Origin of the sequence: Pedobacter psychrophilus (genome assembly GCF_001652725.1) — a bacterium.
GTDB lineage: Bacteria > Bacteroidota > Bacteroidia > Sphingobacteriales > Sphingobacteriaceae > Pseudopedobacter > Pseudopedobacter psychrophilus.
On the sequence record NZ_LWHJ01000022.1, the window covers coordinates 543,181 to 568,289 of the forward strand.

Sequence of the window (25,109 nt, forward strand, 5' to 3'; positions counted from 1 at the left end):
AACGTTTACATTAAAAAGATAATCAGTTACTTATCATTTGTATTTTTTCTTTGCTCTCGTTTTAGTTTTCTTTCTTCTTGTTTGGTTAATGGTTCTTTTAACGGTTGTGTTTGTTTTCTCTCTTCTTTATTAGGAGTTGAGTTATTTGGTTTGATTTGCTCTTTTTTTAGATTTCCATTTTCTTTAATAACCCTGTTTTCATCATTTTGGTTTTCTTGTAGGTCTACTTCTGGATTTTCTATATTTAAGGAATCAGAAAAAACACTATCAACGGAAAAAGTATCAACTACAATACGTGGAGATACACAATTATAAGTACGTGTTATTTCAACCTCAGGTTTTGGGAAAGGACCTTGCGTAATGCCAGTAGATGGATCTTTATAAACTTTTTCCATAAATTTCGCAAAGATTGGCAAAGCTGTTCTAGAGCCTTCCCCTGTTTGAGAAGTTTTAAAATGTACACTTCTATCATCGGCACCTACCCAAACTCCTGTTACTAAATCTTTTGTAATTCCCATATACCAGCCATCAACATAATCCGATGAAGTACCGGTTTTACCCCCAATTTGATTATTCTTTTTCCATAAATCCCATTCCCATAAAGCTTGTGAAGTTCCCCCAGGTTCTTCCATACCTCCTCTAAACATATAAAGCATTAACCAAGCAATTTCTTTACTTAATACTGGCGTTTGTTTAGCTTTAAAATCTTCGATCAAATTATTATCCTGATCTGTAATTCGCTCCACCAAAATAGGATCAACTTTGTTCCCCTTATTTAAAAAAGTTCCGTAAGCTCTCACCATTTCATAAACTGAAACATCATTAGGACCTAAACTTACAGACGGTACGGATTGTAACTTACTTTCGATACCACATTTATGCGCAAATTCTACTACTTTATCCCAACCAACTTTTTCTGTTACTTGTGCAGTAATAGAATTTACTGATTTTGCCATTGCCCATCTTAAAGACATTTCTCTATAACTAAAATTCCAGTCAGAATTTTTTGGCTCCCATGTTTCTGTTTTGTTTCCTACTTTATAACTGATGCTGACTGGTTTATCTGTAAACTTATCACAAGGACTCATCCCGCTTTCTAAAGCAGCTAAATAGGCAAAAGGTTTAAATGTAGAACCAGCTTGTCTTTTAGATTGTATCACATGATCATATTTAAAATAAGTATGATCAACACCACCAACCCAAACTTTTATTTTTCCAGAAAATGGGTCTAATGTCATCATACCTGTGTTCAATATTTTAGCATAATATTCAATTGAATCTATGGTAGAAAACTGAACCTCTTTGTCTCCATCCCAGGAAAAAACAGTCATTGGCTTTTTCTTATTTAAAATGATATCAATAGAATCTGGATTGTTGGCATATTTTCTCTTAAAATCATAAAACCAGGGTAAGCGTTCTATACTGTTTTCAATAAAATTCGGAATGATGTTATCTTCAGAATCTCGCCAAGGTTCCTCATTTCCCCAAACATTATCAAAACGTTTTTGAAGTGTCCTCATCTGTTCATGAACTGCTTCTTCTGCATATTTTTGCAATTTTGAATCTATGGTTGTATAAATTTTTAATCCATCCTCATAAAGATTATAGTCATTGTCTTTACACCATTTTTCTAACCATTTTGCAACAGCAGATCTTAGGTAAGAATCGCCTTCGTTTTTACCTGTATCTTTTCCTAAATCTAATTTTAAAGGTTTTTTAACTGCAGTTTGATATTGATTGTCTGACAGAAATTTATATTTATTCATCTGCGCAAGCACAACATTTCTTCTTTTTACAGCATTTTCAGGATTTTTTATCGGGTTGTAAGTAGAAGTTGCTTTCAACATTCCCACTAACATTGCCGCTTCATCAACATCAATATTTGAGACAGGTTTATTAAAATAATGTTTTGCTGCTGTATTAATACCGTATGAGTTATTTCCAAAAGGTACCGTGTTTAGATACATCGTGATAATATCATTTTTTTTATAGTTAGACTCTAATTTGAAGGCAGTTAACCACTCTTTAAATTTAGAAACTAAGGTTCTTACCAAAGGTACTTTTCTTAATAAGCCTTGAGATTTTTTTAACCGAGTACTGTATAAATTTTTTGCTAATTGCTGTGTAATAGTACTTCCACCTCTTTTATCGCCAGTTGCTGTAGAAATAATTCCGGATACTAATGAGAAAAAATCTACCCCACTATGTTTGTAAAATCTAACATCCTCGGTGGCAACCAAAGCATTAATTACATTACTATCTATTTCATTAAAATTGACTGGAGTACGATTTTCGGTGTAATATTTACCAATTAAGACACTATCTGCTGTGTAAACTTCTGAAGATACATTTAAGGTTGGTAATTTAATGTCTTTTTTTGATGGTGAGTAACCAAATAATCCCAAAAAATTTAGTTCTACAGCACAAATAAAGACGATTATCAAGTAAACAAAAATGGTGAAATATCTTAAAAACTTATTGGGTATTTCTCTAAACATATATTTTTGAATGATTATGATACGCTATAATCGGTTAATTAGTATTGATAACTATAAGAGGTAAACAAATGTAATCTTAGTTTTTTAAAAGTGTTTAATATAAATTGGATAATGATGGTTGAGCAGATGATTTTGAGCTTTTATTTTGTTGTATAAGGGTTTGGAAATAAAATTTTAACAAATTTTAACAATGTGTTATACAGTTATTTTATCACATAATTTTAAATCTATCGGCGTCTTTTAAAAATGGCATTTCATTTCTGGTTTTTTCAACCTCATCGTGTTGTATTGTAAATGTATAAAGGTCTTCATCATCCTTTTTATAATAGATAACTTTTCCTTGAGGACTTAAGCAAGTGGTATCGCCACTATAATAAATTTCGTTTCCATCATGTCCCACTCTATTTAAAGCTATAATATAAGATTGATTTTCGATAGCTCTGGCTGGTATTAAAGTTTGCCAATGATGGCTGCGTTTTTCTGGCCAATTTGCAATAACTAATAAAAGATCATAATAATCTTCAGTGTTTCTTAACCAAACCGGAAAACGTAAATCATAACATATTACAGGCATAATTTTCCATCCATTTAAATCTACAATTAACCTTTCATTGCCAGCTGTAAAGACTTCATTCTCTTTTGCCATTCCAAAAAGGTGCTTTTTATCGTATTTCTCAAAAGTGCCATCAGGTCTCATCCAAATTAATCTATTGAAATATTTTTCATTTTCTTTTATGATTAATGAACCAACAACAACCGCCTCATATCTGTAAGCCTTTTCTTGCATCCATTTTATAGTTTTGCCATCCATTTCTTCCGCTAAATTTTCAGCATTCATGCTAAAACCGGTGTTGAACATTTCAGGCAAAATAATTAAATCTGTTTTCTCTCTAATACTGCCTAGTTTTAATCCTAAATTTTGAAGGTTTTTATCAATATTTTCCCAAAATAAATAAGCCTGAACTAGAGTGATTTTTAATGGATTCATAAATTAATTTTGATGTAGATTTAAACATTTATTAAATTATCAACAGCCTTTTCTAAGGTTTCATCTTTCTTGGCAAAACAAAACCTTAGGGTTTTATAATCGTTATTTTTGGTATAAAAACTAGAATTTGGGATACAAGCAACCTTAAAATCCTTGACCAATCTTGTAGCTAATTCAACGTCTTTTTCATCGCTTATATTTTGATAGCTCACATTTTGAAAATAAGAGCCTTTACATGGCAGCAAAGTAAACTTTGTTTGCTTTAATAAGGTTCTGAAAAGATCTCTTTTATTTTGATAAAATTCTGAAAGCCTTAAATCAAGATTATTCTTATTTAAATAACTATCAATTGCATGTTGAATTGGAGTGTTTACACTAAAAACTAAGAACTGATGGATTTTTCTAAACTCTTTCATCAGGTATTGTGGCGCTAAACAATATCCAATTTTCCATCCGGTGCAATGCAACATCTTTCCAAAACTTGCAGTGATAAATGTGCGTTCTTTAAGTTCAGGAAATTTTGATAAACTTAAATGTTCCTGATTATCAAATACAATTTGTCCATAAACTTCATCGCTGATTATAAATATATCTGTATTTTTTGTAATAATTTTTAATTGATCTATATCTTCTTGCTTTAATAATCTGCCTGTTGGATTTTGTGGAGAATTGATGATTATCAATTTAGTATTTACAGTAACTAACTTTTTAACCATATCCCAATCAATATCAAAAAGGGGAGGTTGCATTTCAAAAGCCTTAACCAAACCACCAAAAGCTTTTACAGTTGGGGCGTAACAATCGTAAGCAGGTTCAAAAATAATAGCTTCATCATTAGGTTTAATAATAGTGGCAATAGCGGTATAAATTGCTTGTGTTCCTCCTGCAGTAATGGTTATCTCGTCTTCTGGTGAGTAATAAGACTGATAATTATTTTCTATAAATTTTGAAATGGTATGTCTTAAGCCCAAAATTCCAGGCATAGGAGCATATTGATTATGCCCATCTTTCATTTCCTTATTTACCATTTTGATAAGTTCTGAATCGATATCAAAATCAGGGAAACCTTGCGAAAGATTAATGGCATTATGCTTAACTGCAAGAGCCGTCATTTCTGAAAAAATAGAATTAGTAACTTGTGGGAGCTTTGAAGATAAATGGATCACTTTAATTTTTGATTGTTTTATTTTTTCAAAATAACTTTAATTTTTAAGTATTGTGAAACTATTTATTAAAACAATTGTAATTTTATTTTAACGTAATAGAAATTTGTCAAATCATTTTTCATGAACCATCAATCCAAAGAAAGTAAGCTTTTTTTAATACTGGGTACCTTTTTAATTGCCAATGCTATTTTAGCTGAATTTATAGGCGTAAAAATTTTTTCTGTCGAGAAATCTTTGGGTTTTGCAAAATTTAACCTTGACCTATTTGGAGTAAAAGGACTTTCTTTTAATATGTCTGCAGGGGTTGTTACTTGGCCAATTGTATTTATCATGACAGATATCATCAATGAATATTATGGAGCTAAAGGTGTTAAATTTTTATCCTATTTAGCTGCCATTTTAATTGCTTTTGCATTTATCGTTGTTTTTGCATCCATGAATTTGGTTGGTGCAGATTTTTGGGTTAACCAAACTATCAATGGCTCAAACATAAATATGAATAATGCTTTTAGTGGGATTTTTGGTCAGGGAATGTGGATTATTGCAGGTTCAATAACTGCTTTTTTAATTGGGCAAATAGCCGATGTTAGCATTTTTCATAACATAAAAAAAATAACTGGTGAGAATAAATTGTGGTTACGAGCGACAGGTTCTACGCTTGTATCTCAATTGATAGATAGCTTTGTGGTGATTTTTATAGCTTTTTATTTAAACCCACAATACCATTGGAGTTGGCAAATGGTTGCCGCTATTGGTTTGGTAAATTACACCTATAAATTTATTGTTGCGCTGTTAATGACACCTATACTTTATCTGGTTCACGGGGTAATTGATAGGTATTTGGGTAAAGATTTATCACATCAGTTGATGGAAAATGCTGCTAATGAAAAATAGATTTTTTCTAATTAAAATCAGTTATTTTCTCTTCTATTCTTTAATTGTTTAATCAATTCTTCCCTAAAATCTCTTTCTGCAACATAAAGGCTTTTTATCTTTTCTGGCGATAAAACTTTTTTAAACTCATTGCGATATTTTTTCTTGAGGTCAAGAATTTTATCTTCATATCTAAAATCATCATCTACCAATTTATTTGCATCATCACCATTTTGAGCTCTAGCTGCTTTTCTTTGGCGATTTATATCTTGCATTTCTTGCTGATATTGATTGTAAACTGGCCAAAATTTTTGCGATTCTTCCGTTGATAAATCTAATCTACGTGTTAAATATCCTATTTTAATAGCATCAATTTGTTTAGCTTTATTTTGGTTACTGCCATTTTGTGCATTAGTGGGTAAGCTAAAAAACATCCCGAGGGCAATAAAAAGAATATAAATCTTGTTTTTCATCTGTTATGGGGTAGTATCTAAAAGTTTGATCAATTCTTCTTCAGTTAATTTAGATTTATCAGTAGAAAAAACTGCCTTATCAGATAAATTTTCAATGATTACTGGAACATCTCCATTATCAACATTTTGCTGTAAATAGCTTTCAATTTCTTCATCAGGAATCTCTGATAATTGATGACTTAAATTTTTGGATTGATGGATGTTAAAATAAATCCCGAAAGAAGTCATCATTAAAATACAAGCTGCAGCGGCATATCTAATTAAATTCAAATTAATAATTCTTGTAATCCCTTCTTTCTTTGGTTCTACAGATTTAAGAATTTGTTGCTTTGTGTTTTCAAAATATTTTTCAGGAGTAGCAAATCCTAAACCTTCTGAAATAATTTCATTCAATTTTATCTGATTGATTATTTGTTGACTCAAATTTTCAAAATAACCCTTTGGAGTTTTAAAATTATCAATATTTGATTTTAAATTTTCTAAAAATAATTCATTTTGAATCCTTTCATCAAGATCCTCAAAATAATTTGTTGGCACTTTAAAAGGATTATCCTTTTTAATAGATGCAAGAAGAGGTGCGTCTTTTTCCCAGTTCATGTTTGTATCCTCTGTTTTCATTGTTTTATTGATAGATTATTTAACAAAAGGTTTAATCATGAGATAATAAATGATGTTCTATTTTTTTAACTGCCAAATGATACGATGCTTTTAATGCGCCAACGCTTGTTCCCAAAATATCAGAAATTTCTTGAAACTTTAAATCATCAAAATACTTCATGTTAAAAACTAATTTTTGTTTTTCCGGCAAAGTGAGTAACGCTTCTTGTAGTTTTTTTTGAATGGCATCACCACTAAAATAATTTTCTTCATTTAAATTCTGGCTTAGCTGTTCTGTTAAATCCTCTATAGGAACATTGTTTTTTTGTCGCTTTTTCTTTAAGAATGTGATGCACTCATTAGTTGCAATACGATAAATCCAAGTGTATAACTGAGAATCTTGCCTAAAATTGATTAAGTTTTTCCAAACTTTTATAAAGACATCTTGAACCAAATCATCGGCATCATCGTGATTTAAAACCATTCTTCTGATATGCCAATAAACCTTTTGCTGGTATTTTTCTAAAAGCAATGAAAATGACTCATTACGGGTCTTTTCATCTTCAAACTTTTGGAGGATTAACGAGTCTTCTACAATCATCTTAAATAAATAAGCCGAAGTTTAAATGCTCCGGCTTATGAAATGCTTATTTTTAGTCTTACTTTTTTCTTTTCATCACTTTTTTAACAGCTTCAACAATGTTGCTGCTATCTAAGCCGTATTTTTTCATTAATTCTTCTGGCTTACCACTTTCCCCAAAAGTATCGTTAACTGCAACAAATTCCATTGGGGTAGGAGTGTTAGTAGACAATAATTGCGCAATACTTCACCCAAACCACCATATCTATTGTGCTCTTCACAAGTTACCACGCAACCAGTTTTTCTAGCAGATTTTAAGACCGCTTCTTCATCTAAAGGTTTAATAGTATGAATGTTTATGATCTCTACATCTATTCCTTCTTCTGCTAGTTTTTCTCCAGCTAAGATAGCTTCCCAAACTAAATGCCCTGTTGCAAAAATACTTACATCCGCACCCTCATTAACCATCCAGGCCTTTCCAATTTCAAATTTTTGGTCAGGAGCTGTGAAAATAGGTACAACCGGACGCCCAAATCGTAAATAAACAGGACCATGAAATTCTGCGATGGCTTCTGTAGCTGCTTTAGTCTGATTATAATCACAAGGATTTATAACCGTCATGCCAGGCAACATTTTCATTAAACCAATATCTTCTAAAATTTGATGTGTTGCACCGTCTTCCCCTAAAGTTAAACCAGCATGTGAGGCACAAATTTTAACGTTTTTATCAGAATAGGCAACAGATTGACGGATTTGATCATAAACCCGACCAGTAGAGAAATTTGCAAAAGTTCCTGTAAAAGGAATTTTACCACCAATTGTTAATCCAGCAGCTACACCTATCATATTAGCTTCCGCTATTCCCATTTGTATAAAACGATCTGGAAACTCATTGATAAAATCTTGCATTTTTAAAGAACCAACAAGATCAGCACATAAAGCTACAACTTCTGGGTTCTTTTTTCCCGCTGCCAATAGTCCGGCACCAAATCCAGAACGGGTATCTTTTTTTTCTGTATATGTATATTTTTTCATCTTTTAGTATTTTGAATTGAAGCATTTAAGATTGCTACGCAGTTTTCATTAGTTTTTATATTGACTTTGGCTTTCAAAATTGCTTCGTAGTTTTTGTTTCTTTAATTGAGATTAAAAATCGCCATAAGTTTCTTCTAACTGACCTAATGCTTCTGCTAATTGTTGTTCATTTGGAGCAACACCATGCCATTTATGAGATCCTTCCATAAAATCAACACCTTTACCCATTTCTGTTTTCATTAAAATCATAACAGGTTTTCCTTTTCCACTTCTGTCTTTAGCTTCTTCTAAGGCTTTAACAATTCCTTCCATATCATTTCCATCGGCATGCATGACATCCCAACCAAAAGCAGAGAACTTTTCATGTAAATCTAATAAACCTAAAACTTTATCAGTTGGCCCATCAATTTGTTGTCCGTTAACATCAACTGCAGAAATTAAATTATCTACTTTATTGAAAGGTGCAAACATTGCAGCTTCCCAATTTTGTCCTTCTTGCAACTCGCCATCTCCGTGTAAAGAGAAAACTAAAGAATGATCTTTATTCATTTTCTTTGCTAATGCAGCGCCAATTGCTACTGACATTCCTTGGCCTAAAGAACCAGATGCAATTCTAATTCCTGGTAAACCTTCATGTGTGGTTGGATGACCTTGAACTCTTGAATTTATTTTTCTAAAGGTTTTTAACTCTGCAATGTCAAAATATCCCGATCTAGCTAAAATACTATAAAAAACAGGAGAAATATGCCCATTTGATAAAAAGAAAATATCTTCTCCTTTTCCATCCATATTAAAAGATGGGTCATGCTTCATGATTTTAAAATATAAGGCTGTTAAATAATCTGTGCAGCCTAAAGATCCTCCGGGATGTCCGGATTGACATTCATAAACCATACGCAAAATGTCTCTTCTAACCTGAGAGGCCATGCGTTTTAAATCAGTATTGTTAAGTGTCATAATTGATAATTGTTAATCGAACACTAAAGTAACTAAATAAGTGTAAATGACTAATGGCTTTTTAGATTCATGATGTTAACAACACATTGTGGAAAACTTTTAGAATTGTTTATAATTTTATAAATAATCTTTGTTTAAACAATAATCCAATCATTTAATTATTGTAAAGAATGTTTATAACTCTACGTTGATAACTTTTAAAATCGATGGAAAAAAAAATACAAAAAAATAAGTTACCTAATGTTTTACAAAACTTAAAAAAGTTGGGATGGGCGGCTGGTTTTTTAATGTTATCTCATTTTACTCAAGCCCAAACAAATGGCTCAGTTGGCATTGGTACTTTAACACCGTATTCAAATGCTGCATTAGACGTGTCATCAACTACTAAGGGTGTACTCTTTCCTCGTTTAACTGCCGCACAAAGGACCACTTTAACTCCCCTTTTAAATAATGCTACTGCTTCTGCAGGATTATTGATTTATAATACAACAACCACAAGGTTTAATTATTGGGACGGAACACAATGGAATGATGTTGGTGCCGGAGCAACTGGTGCAGACGGTACAATTTGGTATGCCGGACAAGGTGTGCCTTCAAATACTTTGGGTAAGACAAGCGATTTTTATTTAGATGGAGTAACTGGAGATGTTTTTTCTAAAGATTTTTCTAATACCTGGGTAAGATTTGGAGGAGCAAATTCTGTTAATCTAAAAAATATTAATAGACAGGAAATAAGCCAAGCGGCTTTTAGTGTACCTAATGGTTTTAGTATGCAAACATTTGCATATGCGGGTGCGGCAGTAACTAATGCGGTAGCTTTTTCTCCAAAAAATGGGTTTCCAGACGGCGTTATTGTGGCTTATGCAAGAGTAAGTGCCGCAGGAGTTATAGAAGTGAAATTTTATAATCCTACTGCTACTGCAATTGCTATACCTGCTGCTGCTTATGAAATTGCATTCTTTTAAAATTACCGGATGAAAATAAAGTTTACTTATCCTTTTTTCTCATTCTTAGTTCTGATTTTAATCGGGAAATCTAGTAATGCCCAATTTGTTAATAATGGTAGTCCGCTAATTATCCAAAACGGGGCTACTTTATTTGTTTCTGGAGATTTTGTGAATCAAAATAATGCTAGCATTACCAATTTGGGAGATATTACCTTAACTGGTAATTGGACGAATAATGATCCTCAAGGTGCTTTTAACTTTGTTGCAAATCTAAACTTAGGTAATGTTAATTTTTTCGGTGCTGATCAAAGCATCGGCGGAAGCCAAAAAACAAATTTCCCAAATGTATTTTTAGGAGGTACAGGTATTAAAAAACTTTTATTCACTACCGATATAACTGGAACATTAGATTTAAAAGACAGAGAATTGGCTGTTGATGCTCAAATTCTTTCAGTGTTAAAAACTGATATTACAACTATAACATTTACCACAGGTTTTATTAGTACAGATGGAAAAGGGTTTTTATACCGGAATACTAATATTTCTGATGATTATGTATTTCCTTTAGGATCAAATTTAAAACCAACATTTCTTTATAGACCTGTAAATATTAAACCATTGGATAATGCTATTAACAGCTTTGGTGTTAGTTTTATTAATAATGATCCAACTGCAGAAGGATTTGATAGACAATCTAAAAGATTTGACGTAAACGCAGTTAATCCTAATTACTTTCATATTTTAAATCAAAGGCAAGGTGCGAGTTTGGCTAATTTTGATTTTTTCTACAATATCCCATTAGATGGAAACGCTAACCAATTGGTAAACTGGATTCCTTTTAATTTATGGGAAAAAGCAGGAATTTCTAATCCAAGACCTTTTATAGGTGGAAATGCTCAACTTAATCAGGTAATGACGTTTTCTTCATTAAGAAGGGTAAGCAATTTGCCTATGGCATTATCAAATATTTTAGCCAATAACGATCCAATTACGTTTTTTAATAGTTTTTCTCCAGATGGGGATGGAAGGAATGATAGATGGGAAATCAAGAATATTGATCTTTTCCCGGATAATGATTTAACAATCCTAAATAGATGGGGTAGTGAAGTTTTTAAAGCTAAAAATTACACCAATGGAAATGCATGGGATGGTTTAGGGTTAAATACCGGAACTTATTTTTACCTGTTGAAAGTCAACGTAAATAGCGAACCTAAAGTTTATAAAGGCTTTATAACCCTGTTAAGACATGATTAGGATAAAGAAAAGTTTGATTTTGGGCTTTGCTTTATTGGCAAGTACTTTTTATGCAGAGGCACAACAAGATCCTCAGTATAGCCAGTATATGTTTAATAGTTTGGTTATCAATCCCGCTTATGCCGGCTATAAAGAAACTTTGAACGCAAGTGGTTTATATAGAAACCAATGGTTAGATGTGCCAGGCGGACCTATAACACAATCTTTAGTTTTAGATGGTAGCTTTTTTAATGATCAAATAGGTTTAGGTTTATCGGTTGTAAAGGATAAAATTGGTTTACAAGAACAGTCAACAGCTTATTTGAATTTTGCCTATAAATTAACTGTAGGTGATGGCGCAACTTTGGCTTTTGGAATGGGTGCTGGTGTTGGGCAATATAAATATAACGGGGGGCAAGCAGAATATGATGATCCTAACGACCCAACCTTAGCAATTGGAAGTGCTTCTTTCATCAGCCCGGATTTAAGGGCAGGCGTACATTATAGTACCGATAAATTTTATGCAGGTTTCTCTTCAACTAATTTAATTTCTTCAGTTATTAATAGTGGGCAAACCGCAAAGGATGCTATCGTTAGACAAGGAAGACATTTCTTTTTAACAGCTGGTTACTTAATAGATTTTGGGAGTTTTGTAAAATTTAAACCTTCTTTTTTAATTAAGGAAGACACTAAAGGACCTACAAATTTAGATATTAATAATTTTTTCTTGTTGGGAGAAAAAGTTTGGCTGGGTGCATCTTATCGTACTTCCGTAAATCTATTGAACAAAAAAGGAGTTGTAGGAAATGTAAAATCACCAGATGCTTTAGTAGGAATGATAGAAATTTTTGCAGCTGACGGCGTAAGAATTGGATATGCTTATGATTATAGCTTATCAGCTTTAAAGGGTTTTGATAATGGGTCGCATGAAATTTCTTTAGGGATAACGTTTGGTCCAAAAAGAAGGGTACCTATACTTTCACCACGATATTTTTAAGCCATGAAAATAAAAAAGATACTTTACATCGTTTTATCATTAGGCATAATCATTTATTTTTTACCGTTTAAATTATTTTCTGATGATTTGGGCAAAGCGAATAAATATTATGAGCGTTACGATTATAAATACGCCATAGAAATTTATGAGAGGCTTTTAAGTGATAAGCCAACATTAGAAGTAGCTCAAAAATTAGCAAATAGTTATCGTTTTATAAACAATACGGTAGAAGCTGAAAAAGCATATGCAACGGTTTTAACTTTTCCAGGTTTTGATCCTATCAATTATATTTATTATGCCGAAGTTTTAAAGCAGAATGGAAAATTTGATCAGGCAAAACGCAATTATTTAATTTACGCCGAGAGGGTTCCTGCTAAAGCAGATGAATCAGTAAAATTGGCTAATGGTTGTGATGCTGCTAGATTATGGTTAGATAATCCAGATTTAAATGTAAAATTGGTAAACGAAAGTGGAATGAATACTGAATATTCTGATTTCTCCCCAATTCCTTACGACAAGGGTTTCATCTTTGTATCCGATAGAGAATTTTTAAGACCAATAAAAAATAAGGATAATAAATCGAAGAAAATTTATGGATGGACAGGAAATCCATATTTAAAATTATATCAGGCAGAAAACCAAAACGATACTTTAGATGGAAATCTAAAATTGACAGTGATGCCAGAGCAAATAAACGATCTATATCATTCTGGACCGGCTACTTTAACTTCTGATGGTAGGGTAATGTACTTTACCAAAGCTGGTATTGTAAATGATCCTAATATTAATGAGAGGAAGATAAAAGGATTGGTAATGAAAAAAGCCATTTATTATTCTGTTAAACAAGGTGGGGTTTGGACTCAGGCAGTTTCATTTCCTTACAACAAACCTTATGATTATTCTTTAGAACATCCAGCCTTAAGTCCAGATGGCAAAACCTTATATTTTGCTTCAGATATGCCTGGAACATTAGGCGGAATGGATTTATTCTATTCTGAAAATACAGGTTCAGGATGGTCTAAACCTAAAAATTGCGGTCCGGAAATTAATACGGCACAAGATGAAGTATTTCCTTACGTGAGAAAAGATGGAAAGTTGTTTTTCTCTTCAAGAGGACATATTACTATTGGTGGTTTAGATATTTTTTCCTCAACGGGAGATAAATCTAACTGGACCGAACCTGAAAATTTAAAAGCACCTTTCAACTCACCTAAAGATGATTTTGGAATCTATTATTTTGATGATAATTTAACCGGTTTCATATCTTCAAACCGTTTTGGAGGTAAAGGTTCTGATGATATTTATCAGTTTGATACCAAACCAAAACCTGTGTTTTTTGCGGTACAGGGTGAAGTTGTTGAAAAAGGAACAGGTAATCCGATTGCTGGTGTTAAAATTTTCTTAGTTGATAAAAAGACAGGAAAAGAAACTAGTTTATTTTCTGATGAAGAAGGTTCTTTCAAATTTGATTTGAACAAAGAAACTGATTATGTTGTTCGTGGCGATTTGGATAAATACTTTAGCCGCCAACAAGGTGAAATCACGACAAAGGGAGCAAAAGAATCTACCGTTTATAATGTAAAATTTGAGGTGGAAAAAGGAGAAGATGCTTATTTAGTAAGATTGAATAATATTTATTATGATTTTAATAAAGCTAACATCCGTAAAGATGCCGAACCAGAATTAAATAAGGTTTTAAGCTTTATGAGCACAACTCCAAATGTAAATGTGGAGTTAAGATCACATACAGATTCTAGAGGTAATGCAGCTTACAATATGGATTTATCTCAAAGAAGAGCAAAATCTGCAGAACAATATTTATTAAAGAATGGTGCTAATAAAGAGAAACTAACTGCCCAAGGTTTTGGAGAAACGCAATTGCTAAATAAATGTAGTGATGGTGTTAAATGTTCTAAAGAAGAACATCAATTAAACCGTAGAACAGAGTTTAAAGTAGTAAAAGTAACTCCTACAATATCTTATGTTCCTGCTTTTAAATTAGAGTCAATGTTTCCATCAATTAGTGGAACCAAATAAAAAAACACAACAATAAAACATAGATTAACCCAAGGGCAGCAATTAATTGCTGCCCTTTTTTTTATGCCTAACTCAAAACCTCTTCTAAGATTAAATTAGATTTTACCTGTCCAAAATCTTCAATGTGTAAAGTATAATAATCTATAATTTTTTGAAGGAGATATTTTCTGGTTTCTGTACCTAGTTGCAAAGTGTAAAAATTATCTATAGAACTGCTGAGCAATTGCAGCCAGAATTTGATATATTTTTCTTCTATAAAATGGATGTGAGGAGGTTGATTTGCTACGAAATTTCCTGCAATTAAATCGAAAAATTTAAATTGCGAATCGCTTAAATCTGGATAAAAGCCTAAAAATCGCGTTAGCTTAATTAAAAAAATCAAATGAAAATTTACAAAACCTTTTTCGCTCTCGTCTAATAATTCAATACTTTTTTCTATAAAATGAAACATTACTTCGTCTTCATGCTGTTGCTTTAACGATTTATAAATCATCTCATTCATAAACATCACAATTGCACTTTTAGAAATATGATATGGAATACTTTGTAAAACAGGTTCGGTACGGGCATCAGAAATTCGCTGAATATTTCCATTTGGTTTATGATAAACCACCAAATCTAATAAGTGCAAAGGCTGCAACATATTCATTCTAATTTTTGCCTTAGGCTTTTTAACTCCGTTAATCAGATAGGATTGTAAACCAAACTTAGCTGTGTAAATTTTGGCAACTACACTGTTTTCAGAATAATCTGTCACTTTTAAAACTATTCCACGGGTTTTGTGCAGCATTTATCTAATAATTAATATTTTAGAAACTGCCGTATCGCTACCGTCATTATTAACCACTAAAATCAAATAAACACCAGAGGACGCCACTTCTCCACTAAAATTTTTTCCATTCCAAGTTGCTGTACCTCCGTTTGCGGTGGTTTCATAAACTAAATTTCCATTGATGTCGGTAATTTTAACTGATGCATTATCTGCTAAACCTTTTATCCCAATTGTTCCGTTGTAACCCGGTCTTACTGGATTTGGATAGGCTATTACTTTGCTCATTTTAACAGTTGGCTCGGTTGCATCTCCTCGATAAGAAATAATTCCGCTGGCTGTTCCCATAAAAACTTCTCCAGTTTCATCGTTAATTGCAATACTTAAAACTGCATTATTTAGCAATGGAGAGTTATTGATATTAAAATTTAAAATCTGCTTTGAGCCATCTTTATTAAAAAGCCAAACTCCATTATTAGTTCCAATCCATTTCCGATTTGCGCCATCTACAGTAATACAATTGATATTTTCATTTGCTAGTAAAGGCCTTAAAAACTGACCTTCAATTAGGTTTGGGATTTCCACTTTTTGTCCACTAAAAGCATCTTGGGGATTATACACTACGGCCACACCTTGGTCAGTTCCTAACCAAACTGCGCCCTCTTTATCTAGCGTAAGCGAATTTACATTTGAACCTGGAATAGCACCGTTATTAATAGAAAAACCTAATTTTTTAGAAATACTTCCATTAAAAATTACTAATCCATCATTTCTAATGCTTAACCATTTATTATCTTCCTGATCAATCAATAAATTGGTAATTGCTGCAAAAGGATTAGGAATTTCATTTGGGAAGCCGTAAGAAGTCCATTGGTTACTTTCTGTTTTAACCGATAAAGGTTTTGCCACACCGTATTGTGAAACCCAAAGTTTACCATCACTATCATAAGCTAAACCGCTAATGCGGATGTTGGTCGGGTCGCCAATAGTGGTTTGTAAACTGCTATTGGTTTGGTTATAAATTTTTAAAGAAAGATTATCAGGATTAAAATCTAAAACCCCATTTAAAAACGACCCTAAAAAAATGTTTTTTGATGTTGAGGAAGACGCTGATATTACAATATCTCTAATTGGCGAAAAGGCAGGTGTGTTTAAGGAACTGAAACTTTTCCATGTTTCATTTTCAAAAATAGAGAAGCCATCGTTATTAAAACCTGGAGAAAAATTTTGTGAAATTGTACCAGGCGACAAAATAATCTGACCATTTTTGTAAGCTAAATTCTGAACGCTTGAAGTATTTGGTCCGTTTGGTAAAATGAAATTAAAAGAATTTCCGTTGCTGGTTTTTACTAAACCTTTATTACCATCGGCAATCAAAAACTCATTTTGTTGATTAATAATTGCATCGTTAGCATTAGAAAAATTGCTTGTATTCTGAATATTTTTTATGATATTTTCATTGATATCATAACTGATGATTCGGAATGGAGCAATGGTTAACAATTGATTATTGCTTGTCTTAACCTTTTTTACATCTGGTGCAAAAATACCAGTAAGTTGCCAATTGTTATTTTTGAATTTATAAATGCCATTGTCAAAAACTCCATAAATAAATCCGTTAAATAAGGTAATAGATTTAGATATTCCTCCCGGATAATTTTGCAAAACACCTTGTTTTGTCCATGAATTTGCATCAGCAATTGCAGGATTGTTTAATGTGTTACTGTAAATTCCATCTGCGGTAGCGGCGTAAATATTTTGATTTTCTATTACGATTTCATAAATCTCTAAATTGCTAGAATTTGTTCCAATAAAGTAGGTGTCCTTAACTTCTTTTCGTTCTAAATCATAAACTACAATTCCAAACCCGCAGCTTAAATAAGCAAACTGATTATTAAAAGTTACAGCATTTATTGTTTTATTACCCAAACCTTTTTTGTCAAAAATCTCATTCAAATGGATAATTTCATTGTTTTTTAAAATATCGATTTTACTATTTTGATAAGTGATAAGCGTTTGTTGAGTAGTAGAATTATAGGCCACCAAAGTAGAACGAACATCGGCTAAACCATCAATAGTTGAAAGTTTATTGAGCTCTCCAGTATTTTTATCGATAGTGAAAACTCCACCATTTGTGGCGCAATAAGTTTGATTTGTACTTTCAGCGATGCTTAATACTTGGTTATAGGGTAAATGTGTTCTCCATTGCCCCAACGGAACTTGTTGCGCTTTAGAAATTAAGGCAAATAGCAACAAAAAGAAGATTAAATTTTTTTTCATCTATCGCCAACTAAAATACGTAATTCATTTACAAAGCACATCAAGCAAATTAGTAGTTTTGGTTTTATCTAGAAAATAATTTATGTGGACCAATTTGGCCAAGTTTATACTCTCAAAAAAGAAATTTATTTTAACAATTTTTATACTCATCACCTTATTTTTTGGATATAAAGCAAGTCAAGTAAAATTAGCATTTAACCCAGGTAAAATTTTACCAACAACGGATACCACTTATTTAGATTATCAAAAATTTAAAGAAAAATTTGGCGAAGATGGAAATGCCATGATTTTAGGAGTGCAAAGTCCAAACCTATTTAAGAAAGATTTTTTTAATAATTGGGATAAACTCACCAATCAACTACAAAAAGTAAAAGGAATTAAAAAAGTATTATCAATTAGCAATTTGCCGCTTTTAGAAAAAGATACTGTTAATAAAAAGTTTGTTTTTAATCCGATAATTTCTAAACCATTACAAACTCAACTACAGTTAGATAGCATTAAAAATCTCTTGAAGAATCAGCCTTTTTACGAGGGACTGATTTTCAATATCAGTAAAAATGCCACCATTATGGCGATTACTTTTGATGATGGCGTTATGCTAACTGCTGCAAGAAATCCACTAATAAAAAAAATCCAACAGTTAGCTCAAGATTTTGAAAAGAAGGAAAATGTAAAAGTACATTTGTCTGGTTTGCCTTATATTAAAACAGTTTTAAGCGCTTTAGTAGCCAAAGAATTTGTTTTGTTTTTAGGATTAACTGTTTTGATTTCTGCTATTATATTGTTTTTATTTTATCGCTTTGTATTATTAGTATTATTTCCGATTCTATTAGTGCTAATTGGCGTAATATGGAGCGTTGGCTTAATGGCAACTTTAGGTTTTGAAATCACCTTACTTACCGGAATTATTGCTCCTTTGATGGTGATAATTGGAGTTCCAAATAGTATTTTAATAATTAATAAATACAAAATCGAGCTTCAAAATGGGAATGATAAACTGAAATCTTTACAAATAACTATAGAGAAAATTTCATTAACAACGTTCATTGCAAACTTGACGACTGCAATTGGATTTGGAGTGCTTTATTTTACAAATAGTAATGTGCTTAAGGAATTTGGAATAACAGCAGCGATAGGAGTAATGCTTACTTGGTTAATATTTTTGATGATGTTGCCCATTATTTTATCTTTTATAAAACCAATCAAAATTGATGAATCAAATTTAGATAAATCAAATATTTTTGATGGCTTTTTAAATAAGATTATTGATTTAGTTCAGAGTAAACGTAAGTTAATCTACAGCTCTGTTTTACTATTAATAGTATTTGGCGCTTTTGGGGTTTCTAAATTAAGCACCAATGGTTTTGTAGTTGACGATTTGCCAAAAAATGATCCTGTTTATCGAGATTTAAAGTTTTTTGAGAACACCTTTAATGGAGTTTTGCCTTTAGAATTTAGCATTGATTCAAAAAAGAAAAATGGAATTCTCAAGCTAAACAATCTAAAGAAAATCGAAAAACTGGATGAATTAATTCATCAATATCCAGCATTTGGTAAATCATTTTCTATCAATAATGTTCTAAAATACACCTCTCAAACTTTTTATAATGGTAATTCTCAATTTTATAGGTTACCAAATGAAATGGAGAAAAATTTCATTTTACTATACGCCGCAAATACTGGGAAGCAAGGGAATTTGATGAATAACTTTTTAGATGAAGATAAGCAAACTACAAGGTTAACTTTCCAAATGAAGGATATTGGCTCAGAAAAAGTGAATCAATTATTAGAAGATTTAAAACCTAAGGTCGATGCTATTTTTAATCCTGATAGATATGATGTAAAAATTACTGGACCTGTGATCATGTATGTTAAAGGGACAAATTATCTGATTAAAAATTTAAGGGAAAGTCTGCTTTTGGCTATATTCTTAATTGCAGTGATTATGTTTTTGTTATTTAGGAGCTTTAAAATGATTGTTATTTCTTTAATCCCGAATTTAATTCCATTGTTTATAACAGCGGGTTTAATGGGATATTTTGGCTTAGCTTTAAAACCATCAACAGTTTTAATATTTAGTATTGCTTTAGGAATCGCATCAGACCAGACCATTTATTTTTTAACACGTTATCAACAAGAATTTTTAAAAGGAGATGTTTCTAAAATGGAAATCATATCAAAAACTATTAAAGAAACAGGTTTAAGCATGATTTACACTGCGATAATATTATTTTTTGGTTTTGGAGTTTTTGCTTTCTCAACCTTTGGAGGAACTGTAGCTTTGGGCGTTTTATTGGCTATTACACTTGTATTTTCTATGTTATTTAATCTGATATTTTTACCAGCTTTATTATATAGCTTCAAAAAAGAATAAATTTATTTAAGTAGATTTTTTCTTTTCTCCATATCTTCTAAACATAAAGAACATATAAAGTATCATGGCAATTGCGATTGTAAACATGCCGATTCCCATTATAAACTTACCATAATCATCATTAAAGAAATAGAGCGCTAAGCCAATTGCAGTAATAATTAATCCAATTTTAAATGTGGGAATAGATTTACGTAACATAATTTATTTATATAACTGATAGCAAAATCTTTACCAAAAAATTTTTAAGTTTTTTGTTTCTTTTTCTTAGCAGCAGGAAATAAAATATTATTCAAGATTAAACGGTAGCCAGGTGAATTTGGATAAAGATTTAAATCTGTAGGAGGATCGCCAACCATGTGCTGATAATCTTCAGGGTCATGTCCGCCATAAAAAGTCCAGGAACCTTTACCAATATCACCATGAATATATCTTGCCTCACCCGCAGATTTTAATTCTCCTAAAACCAACACATCTGGCTTAATAAACGACTTTTTAAATGCAGTTGTTTGTCCCATAAAACCTTTAATTACTTTTTCATGATCTTGCGTAAGCATAGTTGGTACCACGTCCCATTTGGCAGAAAAATCGAATAACGTAAAATAATCCCTTGTTCTATCAATTTGCCTGTTGTTTGTAACATCAATATCAGAGAACTCATAGTTCATTGGGTTCATGTCTAACTTAAAATCTTGGAAAGCAAATGTTTGGCTAAAATCAAGTTTAGAGGGTGCATTTGGCGTAACCCCATCCCCATCAAACATACGTTCGCAAATATCAATTCCTGATGCAGAAAGCGCAATATCAAAACTATCGGTTCCAGAACACATGGCAAATAAAAATCCGCCGCCGCTACAAAAAGCTTTTATTTTCTCGGCAACAGCCAACTTCATTTGCGAAACTTTAGTGAATCCCAATTTCTTAGCCATTGCTTCCTGGTTTCTGACATCGTCCTGATACCAACTTACACCACGATAGTTTGCCCAAAATCGCCCATATTGCCCTGTAAAATCCTCGTGATGTAAATGCAACCAATCATATTCTGGTAACTTCCCACCTACAACTTCCTCATCATAAATTACATCATAAGGTATTTCTGCATATTTTAAAACCATGGTCACAGCGTCATCCCAAGGCAACTTACTTTTTGGAGAATAAACCGCAATTTTTGGGACTTTCTCCAGTTTTACGATATCCATATTCACTTCCGGATTACCTATTTCCGTTAAAATTGCTGTAACTTTGCATCAGCAATCACATTATAGCTTACACCCCTAATCTTCAGTTCGTTTTCTATATTTTGATTATATTCAATTAGGAAGCTGCCTCCTTTATAATTCAAAAGCCAATCAACCGTTATACCTTTTTGTAAAGCATAAAATGCAATTCCATAAGCCTTTAAATGGTTTCGTTGCTCTTCATCCATATTAATTAAAATAGATGCTGCAAAGCTTTTAAAGCATAAAAAAAGAATGATAACGAGTAAAGATGTTTTTTTCATTTCCTCTAATTTAAGGATAAAGCATTAAAACGTTTAGCATCACTAAAAATTTTGTTAATTTTGCACCTTCAAAAAGATAAAGACATGAGTAAAGCGATAATAAAAACTGCCAAAGGCGATATGACCGTAGAATTTTACGATAATGACGCTCCTAAAACAGTAGAGAATTTTAAAAAATTAGCAAAAGAAGGATTTTATAACGGATTAACTTTCCATAGAGTGCTTCCAGATTTTGTAATACAAGGTGGTTGCCCATTTTCTAAAGATGATGCAACAGCACACAAAGCAGGTTCTGGTGGACCAGGTTACCATATTGATTGCGAATTAAGCGGAGAAAACCAATACCATGATAGAGGAGTTTTATCTATGGCACATGCTGGTAGAAACACTGGAGGTTCTCAGTTTTTTGTTTGCCATAGTCGTAACAATACTGCACATTTAGACCGCAACCATACTTGTTTTGGTAAAGTGATTGAAAATGTTGATGTTGTCGATGCTATTAAACAAGGTGATAGAATTGTTTCGATCGACCTTATAGAAGATTAATAAAAAATATATGAATTTAGCAGGTTTAGTTGCCGTTTCTGGCAAGCCAGGATTGTACAAATTAGTTGGTCAGAACAAATCTGGCTATATTTTAGAAAGTTTAGACGATGTAAAATCTAAAACTATCGTCAACATATCTACGGCTAAATTAGCTTCGCTAGATGATATTACCGTTTATGGCAATGACGAGGATTTAAGATTGAAAGATGTTTTCGAGAAAATGAAAGCATCAACCAATGTTCCTGATGCAAAAGCCGATGGTAAAGTTTTAAGGACTTTCTTTTTTGAAGTGGCCGCAGAGCATGATGAAGAAAGAGTTTACTCTTCTGATATTAAAAAGATTGTTTCCTGGTTTCACATATTAAAGGATATGCCTTTGTTTTCTGAAGAAGAAGCAAAACCATCAGAAGGAGCGGAAGATTCTGATAATAAAGAAGCTAAAAAAGAAATTAAATTAGAAAAACCAAAAGCAGGAACAACAGCTAAGCCAAAAAATCAAAAGGTAGCTAATACAAAAAGTGCTGCTGTTAAGAAAACTGGAGGAAGTAAAAACCCATAGTTTATAATTATAACATTTTAAAGAAACGCTTTCAATTTATTGGGAGCGTTTTTATTTTACAGACTTTTTGATTTTATCCAAAACTGTAAATATCTGCACTAATCTATTCCCTTCATCATCAACTAAAGTTAAAGTGTGTTTTCCAGCCTTTGGCGAAACTGCTATTTGATGAAAATCTTGTGTGGTGGTTATGTACTCATTATCTATCGACCAATATATTTTACTTTTTTGGTTGCGATGCGCTGCGTTAAAAATTACTTTTCCTCTTTGTCCATCTATTTCTAATGGGATATAAACTAATGCATTATTTTTTGGATAAATGAGTTCCATGGTTCTTAAATTATCACTTTCGTTAATACAATTTGGGCTTATTGGCGGCAAAGTTTGATAATCTCTATTACGGACTTTGTAATAATATTCCATGGAGGGCGGCAATACAAACCAACTTTTATGCACCATTAATTCTGGAGATTCACAAGCGGAAGTTACCTGATATTTTTGAGAATGGTCCAGATGGATGAGTTGATGGTAGGGGCAAATTTCTGTTTTTAAAGCAGTCAAAGGCATATAAGTTGTCTTCTTTTTACAATATTCACCAGCTCTAAATCCGCTGATTTTGCAAACATCAGTTTTTACCAAATTTTTATAGGGGATAGTAAATTCTCGTTTTTCAGGCAATAAATCAAAAATGTCAAAGAGGATAGGAGCGGCAGTTTGGATGCCCGTTAAATTTGGTCTTCCTTCACCATCGGCATTGCCTACCCAAACACAAACTACAAAATCTGGTGTTAAACCAATTGCCCAACCATCTCTAAATCCAAAACTAGTCCCAGTTTTCCAAGCTATTTTTTTGGAAGATGAAAATTGTTCCCACAGCAATTCCTCTCCTGGTCGCATTACTTCTTGCATTGCTATAAAAGTGTAATACAAAGAGCCATAATCTGCCACTGATGATTTTTCTAAATTCTCCTTTTTTTGAATCTTTTGTTTGATGTAATTTGGTTCGTGATAATCGGCTGGGTCATATTGATTTGGATGCTGCGAATAATGATTTAAAGAACGAGCAATACTCGCGTACGCACCTGCTAATTCCCATATAGAAACTTCACAACCTCCTAAAATTATGGATAATCCATAAAAATCTGGTGGGTTAGTTAAACTATGGATGCCTACTTTTTTTAGTTGAGAATAAAACCTTTCGTACTTATATTTCTGCAACATTTTTACTGCTGGTATATTTAGAGAACGGCTTAAAGCTTTTGATGCAGGAACAGCACCATCATAACCTAAATCATAATTTTGAGGAGTGTAACCTCCAATTTGTGTAGGAACATCTGCAATTAAAGTATTTGGCAAAAGAAAGCCATCGGTCATCATGCTGGCATAAAGCAATGGTTTTAAAGTACTTCCCGGACTTCTTAATGCACCAATCATATCTACGTGACTTTCCATTTCTGGGTCGGAAGGTTCATAAACATTCCCTACATAAGCCAGAGTATTTCCAGTTTTAACATCTAAAACCAAAGCGGCCGCATTGTTAATTCCGTTTGCTTTAAATTGTTGATGATACCTTTTTAAAATAGAAGAAACATTGAGTTGTAAGTTGGCTTTTAAGGTTGTTTTTATTCTGGTACTTTTAAAATCCTTGTCGTTAAAATCTGCTTTAAAGCGATTTAAAAGATGCGGAGCGTTGGTTGGTAAACTAACGGGTTCTAAGGGAATAGGTTCTAATTCCGCTAAATCTTTGGTGTTTTTATCAATGATTTTTTCTTGAAATAACTTCTCCAATAATGAATTCCTTTTACTAAGAAGTATTTCTCTGTTTTTTCCGGGATGTACTAAAGAAGGAGCATTTGGCAAAACGGCAAGAGTTGCCGTTTCTGCCCATGATAATTGTTTGGCATTTCTACCAAAATATCGCCAAGCTGCTGCATCTAAACCTACAACGTTACTCCCGAAAGGTGCATTAGCAGCATAAAGAGAAAGGATTTCTTTCTTAGAAAAAGTAAGTTCTAAGCGAAAAGCCAAAATTATTTCTATTACCTTTTGATAAAATGTTCTTTTCTTATTTCTGCTTAACCTGATGACTTGCATCGTAAGCGTACTTCCACCACTTACTACTTTCTTGTTTTTGATATTTTGAATTACTGCTCTTGTAAAAGAAAAAGGATCTACACCGGGATGATAGAAGAACCTTTTATCCTCAAATGTGGTGATGCATTTTATAAATTTATCCGGAACGGTATCGTTTAAAGGAAATCTCCATTGTCCGTCTTTTGCAATGGAGGCGCTTAATAACTCACCATTATCAGCTTCGATAACGTAAGATGTTGGAGATTTAAAAAGTGGTTTAGGTAAAGAAAACCAAAACCACATCAGCAAGAATGAAAAAATAGCAAGGAAGATAATTTTTCTTTTTTTACTGATTTTATTGAATTGCATTTTGAGTTTCTACGGCAAATGTTTTTGGATTCTCAAATGTAAAATTAAGAAAACTAAATTTTGGACTTTGTTCGGTAAATTTTAATCGTGAAGGGCGCCAAGTCCACAGAGTTGGGTGTGTTTTTGCCACTAATTTCACTAATGAAAACTAATCTGAATATGTATAAATTTCATAATTTGAGATAGGTGGCATAATCCTCTGTTAAGTGAATGAAATTCTTATTAAGAATAATCTATAATTAAAGACAAGTTAGCTTTAG

At 32.3% G+C, this 25,109-nt stretch carries 19 protein-coding genes and 2 pseudogenes; 8 read left to right on the forward strand and 13 right to left on the reverse strand.

What is annotated here, in order from left to right; translation table 11 throughout:
- Positions 1 to 26 precede the first annotated feature (26 nt).
- The 3 genes from A5893_RS07190 to A5893_RS07200 all read right to left on the reverse strand — a co-directional run bounded on the left by A5893_RS07190 (position 27) and on the right by A5893_RS07200 (position 4,652).
- Positions 27 to 2,498 carry a penicillin-binding protein 1A gene (locus A5893_RS07190; RefSeq protein WP_068821863.1) on the reverse strand — a complete coding sequence of 824 codons (2,472 nt, stop codon included), beginning with the start codon at positions 2,496 to 2,498 and terminating at the stop codon, positions 27 to 29.
- A 211-nt stretch (positions 2,499 to 2,709) separates the two neighbouring features.
- A complete protein-coding gene (locus tag A5893_RS07195; protein WP_068821864.1) occupies positions 2,710 to 3,486 on the reverse strand; it encodes an amidohydrolase in 777 nt (258 codons plus the stop codon).
- A gap of 20 nt (positions 3,487 to 3,506) precedes the next feature.
- Positions 3,507 to 4,652: a methionine aminotransferase gene (locus A5893_RS07200; protein WP_068821865.1), complete on the reverse strand. Its 1,146-nt coding sequence runs from the start codon at positions 4,650 to 4,652 to the stop codon at positions 3,507 to 3,509.
- A 120-nt stretch (positions 4,653 to 4,772) separates the two neighbouring features.
- On the opposite strand from A5893_RS07200, the gene A5893_RS07205 reads away from it, so the two are divergent.
- A complete protein-coding gene (locus A5893_RS07205) occupies positions 4,773 to 5,546 on the forward strand; it encodes a queuosine precursor transporter (protein WP_068821866.1) in 774 nt (257 codons plus the stop codon).
- A 17-nt stretch (positions 5,547 to 5,563) separates the two neighbouring features.
- Here the strand turns inward: A5893_RS07205 and A5893_RS07210 are convergent, their stop codons facing one another.
- From A5893_RS07210 to A5893_RS07230, 5 genes and pseudogenes are all read right to left on the reverse strand, one after another.
- On the reverse strand, positions 5,564 to 5,998 hold the full coding sequence (locus A5893_RS07210; protein ID WP_157687512.1) for a nucleoporin Nup88 family protein: 435 nt from the start codon (positions 5,996 to 5,998) through the stop codon (positions 5,564 to 5,566).
- Positions 5,999 to 6,001: 3 nt separating this feature from the next.
- Positions 6,002 to 6,616: a hypothetical protein gene (locus A5893_RS07215; RefSeq protein WP_068821868.1), complete on the reverse strand. Its 615-nt coding sequence runs from the start codon at positions 6,614 to 6,616 to the stop codon at positions 6,002 to 6,004.
- 31 nt (positions 6,617 to 6,647) lie between these two features.
- Complete coding sequence (locus A5893_RS07220; RefSeq protein ID WP_068821869.1) at positions 6,648 to 7,196, reverse strand: RNA polymerase sigma factor; 549 nt, start codon at positions 7,194 to 7,196, stop codon at positions 6,648 to 6,650.
- 58 nt (positions 7,197 to 7,254) lie between these two features.
- A pseudogene (locus A5893_RS07225) lies at positions 7,255 to 8,210 on the reverse strand (transketolase family protein).
- Positions 8,211 to 8,321: 111 nt separating this feature from the next.
- Positions 8,322 to 9,167 (reverse strand): transketolase, encoded by an 846-nt coding sequence (locus A5893_RS07230; RefSeq protein WP_068821870.1) that lies wholly within the window; start codon positions 9,165 to 9,167, stop codon positions 8,322 to 8,324.
- 206 nt (positions 9,168 to 9,373) lie between these two features.
- On the opposite strand from A5893_RS07230, the gene A5893_RS07235 reads away from it, so the two are divergent.
- The 4 genes from A5893_RS07235 to A5893_RS07250 are packed head-to-tail and all read left to right on the forward strand — an operon-like array spanning position 9,374 to position 14,381.
- On the forward strand, positions 9,374 to 10,132 hold the full coding sequence (locus A5893_RS07235; protein ID WP_068821871.1) for a hypothetical protein: 759 nt from the start codon (positions 9,374 to 9,376) through the stop codon (positions 10,130 to 10,132).
- A gap of 9 nt (positions 10,133 to 10,141) precedes the next feature.
- On the forward strand, positions 10,142 to 11,368 hold the full coding sequence (locus A5893_RS07240) for a gliding motility-associated C-terminal domain-containing protein (protein WP_068821872.1): 1,227 nt from the start codon (positions 10,142 to 10,144) through the stop codon (positions 11,366 to 11,368).
- Entirely contained in the window at positions 11,361 to 12,344 is a 984-nt protein-coding gene (locus tag A5893_RS07245) for a PorP/SprF family type IX secretion system membrane protein (protein ID WP_068821873.1), read from the forward strand. The genes A5893_RS07240 and A5893_RS07245 overlap by 8 nt, the downstream gene beginning before the upstream one ends.
- A gap of 3 nt (positions 12,345 to 12,347) precedes the next feature.
- Positions 12,348 to 14,381 (forward strand): OmpA family protein, encoded by a 2,034-nt coding sequence (locus A5893_RS07250; RefSeq protein WP_068821874.1) that lies wholly within the window; start codon positions 12,348 to 12,350, stop codon positions 14,379 to 14,381.
- A 67-nt stretch (positions 14,382 to 14,448) separates the two neighbouring features.
- Here the strand turns inward: A5893_RS07250 and recO are convergent, their stop codons facing one another.
- A complete protein-coding gene (recO, locus tag A5893_RS07255) occupies positions 14,449 to 15,171 on the reverse strand; it encodes a DNA repair protein RecO (RefSeq protein ID WP_068821875.1) in 723 nt (240 codons plus the stop codon).
- Positions 15,172 to 17,430, reverse strand: coding sequence for a type IX secretion system anionic LPS delivery protein PorZ (gene porZ, locus A5893_RS07260; protein WP_068821876.1), 2,259 nt, complete (start codon positions 17,428 to 17,430; stop codon positions 15,172 to 15,174). It lies immediately after the preceding gene.
- Between the two features lie 82 nt (positions 17,431 to 17,512).
- Here porZ and A5893_RS07265 point away from each other — a divergent pair, with 82 nt between their 5' ends.
- Entirely contained in the window at positions 17,513 to 19,804 is a 2,292-nt protein-coding gene (locus tag A5893_RS07265; protein ID WP_068821877.1) for an efflux RND transporter permease subunit, read from the forward strand.
- A gap of 6 nt (positions 19,805 to 19,810) precedes the next feature.
- Here the strand turns inward: A5893_RS07265 and A5893_RS07270 are convergent, their stop codons facing one another.
- Together A5893_RS07270 and A5893_RS07275 are read right to left on the reverse strand one after the other, a co-directional pair.
- Positions 19,811 to 20,002 carry a hypothetical protein gene (locus A5893_RS07270; RefSeq protein WP_068821878.1) on the reverse strand — a complete coding sequence of 64 codons (192 nt, stop codon included), beginning with the start codon at positions 20,000 to 20,002 and terminating at the stop codon, positions 19,811 to 19,813.
- 44 nt (positions 20,003 to 20,046) lie between these two features.
- Positions 20,047 to 21,227: pseudogene (locus tag A5893_RS07275) on the reverse strand (asparagine synthetase B).
- Positions 21,228 to 21,386: 159 nt separating this feature from the next.
- Here A5893_RS07275 and A5893_RS07280 point away from each other — a divergent pair.
- Positions 21,387 to 21,848 (forward strand): peptidylprolyl isomerase, encoded by a 462-nt coding sequence (locus tag A5893_RS07280; RefSeq protein WP_068821879.1) that lies wholly within the window; start codon positions 21,387 to 21,389, stop codon positions 21,846 to 21,848.
- 10 nt (positions 21,849 to 21,858) lie between these two features.
- Complete coding sequence (locus tag A5893_RS07285; protein ID WP_068821880.1) at positions 21,859 to 22,407, forward strand: DUF5606 family protein; 549 nt, start codon at positions 21,859 to 21,861, stop codon at positions 22,405 to 22,407.
- 51 nt (positions 22,408 to 22,458) lie between these two features.
- Here A5893_RS07285 and pbpC read toward each other — a convergent pair whose 3' ends face one another.
- Positions 22,459 to 24,783 (reverse strand): penicillin-binding protein 1C, encoded by a 2,325-nt coding sequence (gene pbpC, locus A5893_RS07290; protein ID WP_232456821.1) that lies wholly within the window; start codon positions 24,781 to 24,783, stop codon positions 22,459 to 22,461.
- Positions 24,784 to 25,109 lie beyond the last annotated feature (326 nt).

Excerpts from the sequence above, each read along its gene's own strand:
- A5893_RS07245 (WP_068821873.1), top strand. The coding sequence starts at position 11,361 with ATGATTAGGATAAAGAAAAGTTTGATTTTGGGCTTTGCTTTATTGGCA.
- A5893_RS07190 (WP_068821863.1), bottom strand. The coding sequence starts at position 2,498 with ATGTTTAGAGAAATACCCAATAAGTTTTTAAGATATTTCACCATTTTT.
- A5893_RS07210 (WP_157687512.1), bottom strand. The coding sequence starts at position 5,998 with ATGAAAAACAAGATTTATATTCTTTTTATTGCCCTCGGGATGTTTTTT.
- A5893_RS07240 (WP_068821872.1), top strand. The coding sequence starts at position 10,142 with ATGAAAATAAAGTTTACTTATCCTTTTTTCTCATTCTTAGTTCTGATT.
- A5893_RS07220 (WP_068821869.1), bottom strand. The coding sequence starts at position 7,196 with ATGATTGTAGAAGACTCGTTAATCCTCCAAAAGTTTGAAGATGAAAAG.
- A5893_RS07285 (WP_068821880.1), top strand. The coding sequence starts at position 21,859 with ATGAATTTAGCAGGTTTAGTTGCCGTTTCTGGCAAGCCAGGATTGTAC.
- A5893_RS07230 (WP_068821870.1), bottom strand. The coding sequence starts at position 9,167 with ATGACACTTAACAATACTGATTTAAAACGCATGGCCTCTCAGGTTAGA.
- A5893_RS07270 (WP_068821878.1), bottom strand. The coding sequence starts at position 20,002 with ATGTTACGTAAATCTATTCCCACATTTAAAATTGGATTAATTATTACT.
- A5893_RS07215 (WP_068821868.1), bottom strand. The coding sequence starts at position 6,616 with ATGAAAACAGAGGATACAAACATGAACTGGGAAAAAGACGCACCTCTT.
- A5893_RS07250 (WP_068821874.1), top strand. The coding sequence starts at position 12,348 with ATGAAAATAAAAAAGATACTTTACATCGTTTTATCATTAGGCATAATC.
- A5893_RS07205 (WP_068821866.1), top strand. The coding sequence starts at position 4,773 with ATGAACCATCAATCCAAAGAAAGTAAGCTTTTTTTAATACTGGGTACC.
- A5893_RS07195 (WP_068821864.1), bottom strand. The coding sequence starts at position 3,486 with ATGAATCCATTAAAAATCACTCTAGTTCAGGCTTATTTATTTTGGGAA.
- porZ (WP_068821876.1), bottom strand. The coding sequence starts at position 17,430 with ATGAAAAAAAATTTAATCTTCTTTTTGTTGCTATTTGCCTTAATTTCT.
- A5893_RS07235 (WP_068821871.1), top strand. The coding sequence starts at position 9,374 with ATGGAAAAAAAAATACAAAAAAATAAGTTACCTAATGTTTTACAAAAC.
- A5893_RS07265 (WP_068821877.1), top strand. The coding sequence starts at position 17,513 with ATGTGGACCAATTTGGCCAAGTTTATACTCTCAAAAAAGAAATTTATT.
- A5893_RS07280 (WP_068821879.1), top strand. The coding sequence starts at position 21,387 with ATGAGTAAAGCGATAATAAAAACTGCCAAAGGCGATATGACCGTAGAA.
- pbpC (WP_232456821.1), bottom strand. The coding sequence starts at position 24,783 with ATGTGGTTTTGGTTTTCTTTACCTAAACCACTTTTTAAATCTCCAACA.
- recO (WP_068821875.1), bottom strand. The coding sequence starts at position 15,171 with ATGCTGCACAAAACCCGTGGAATAGTTTTAAAAGTGACAGATTATTCT.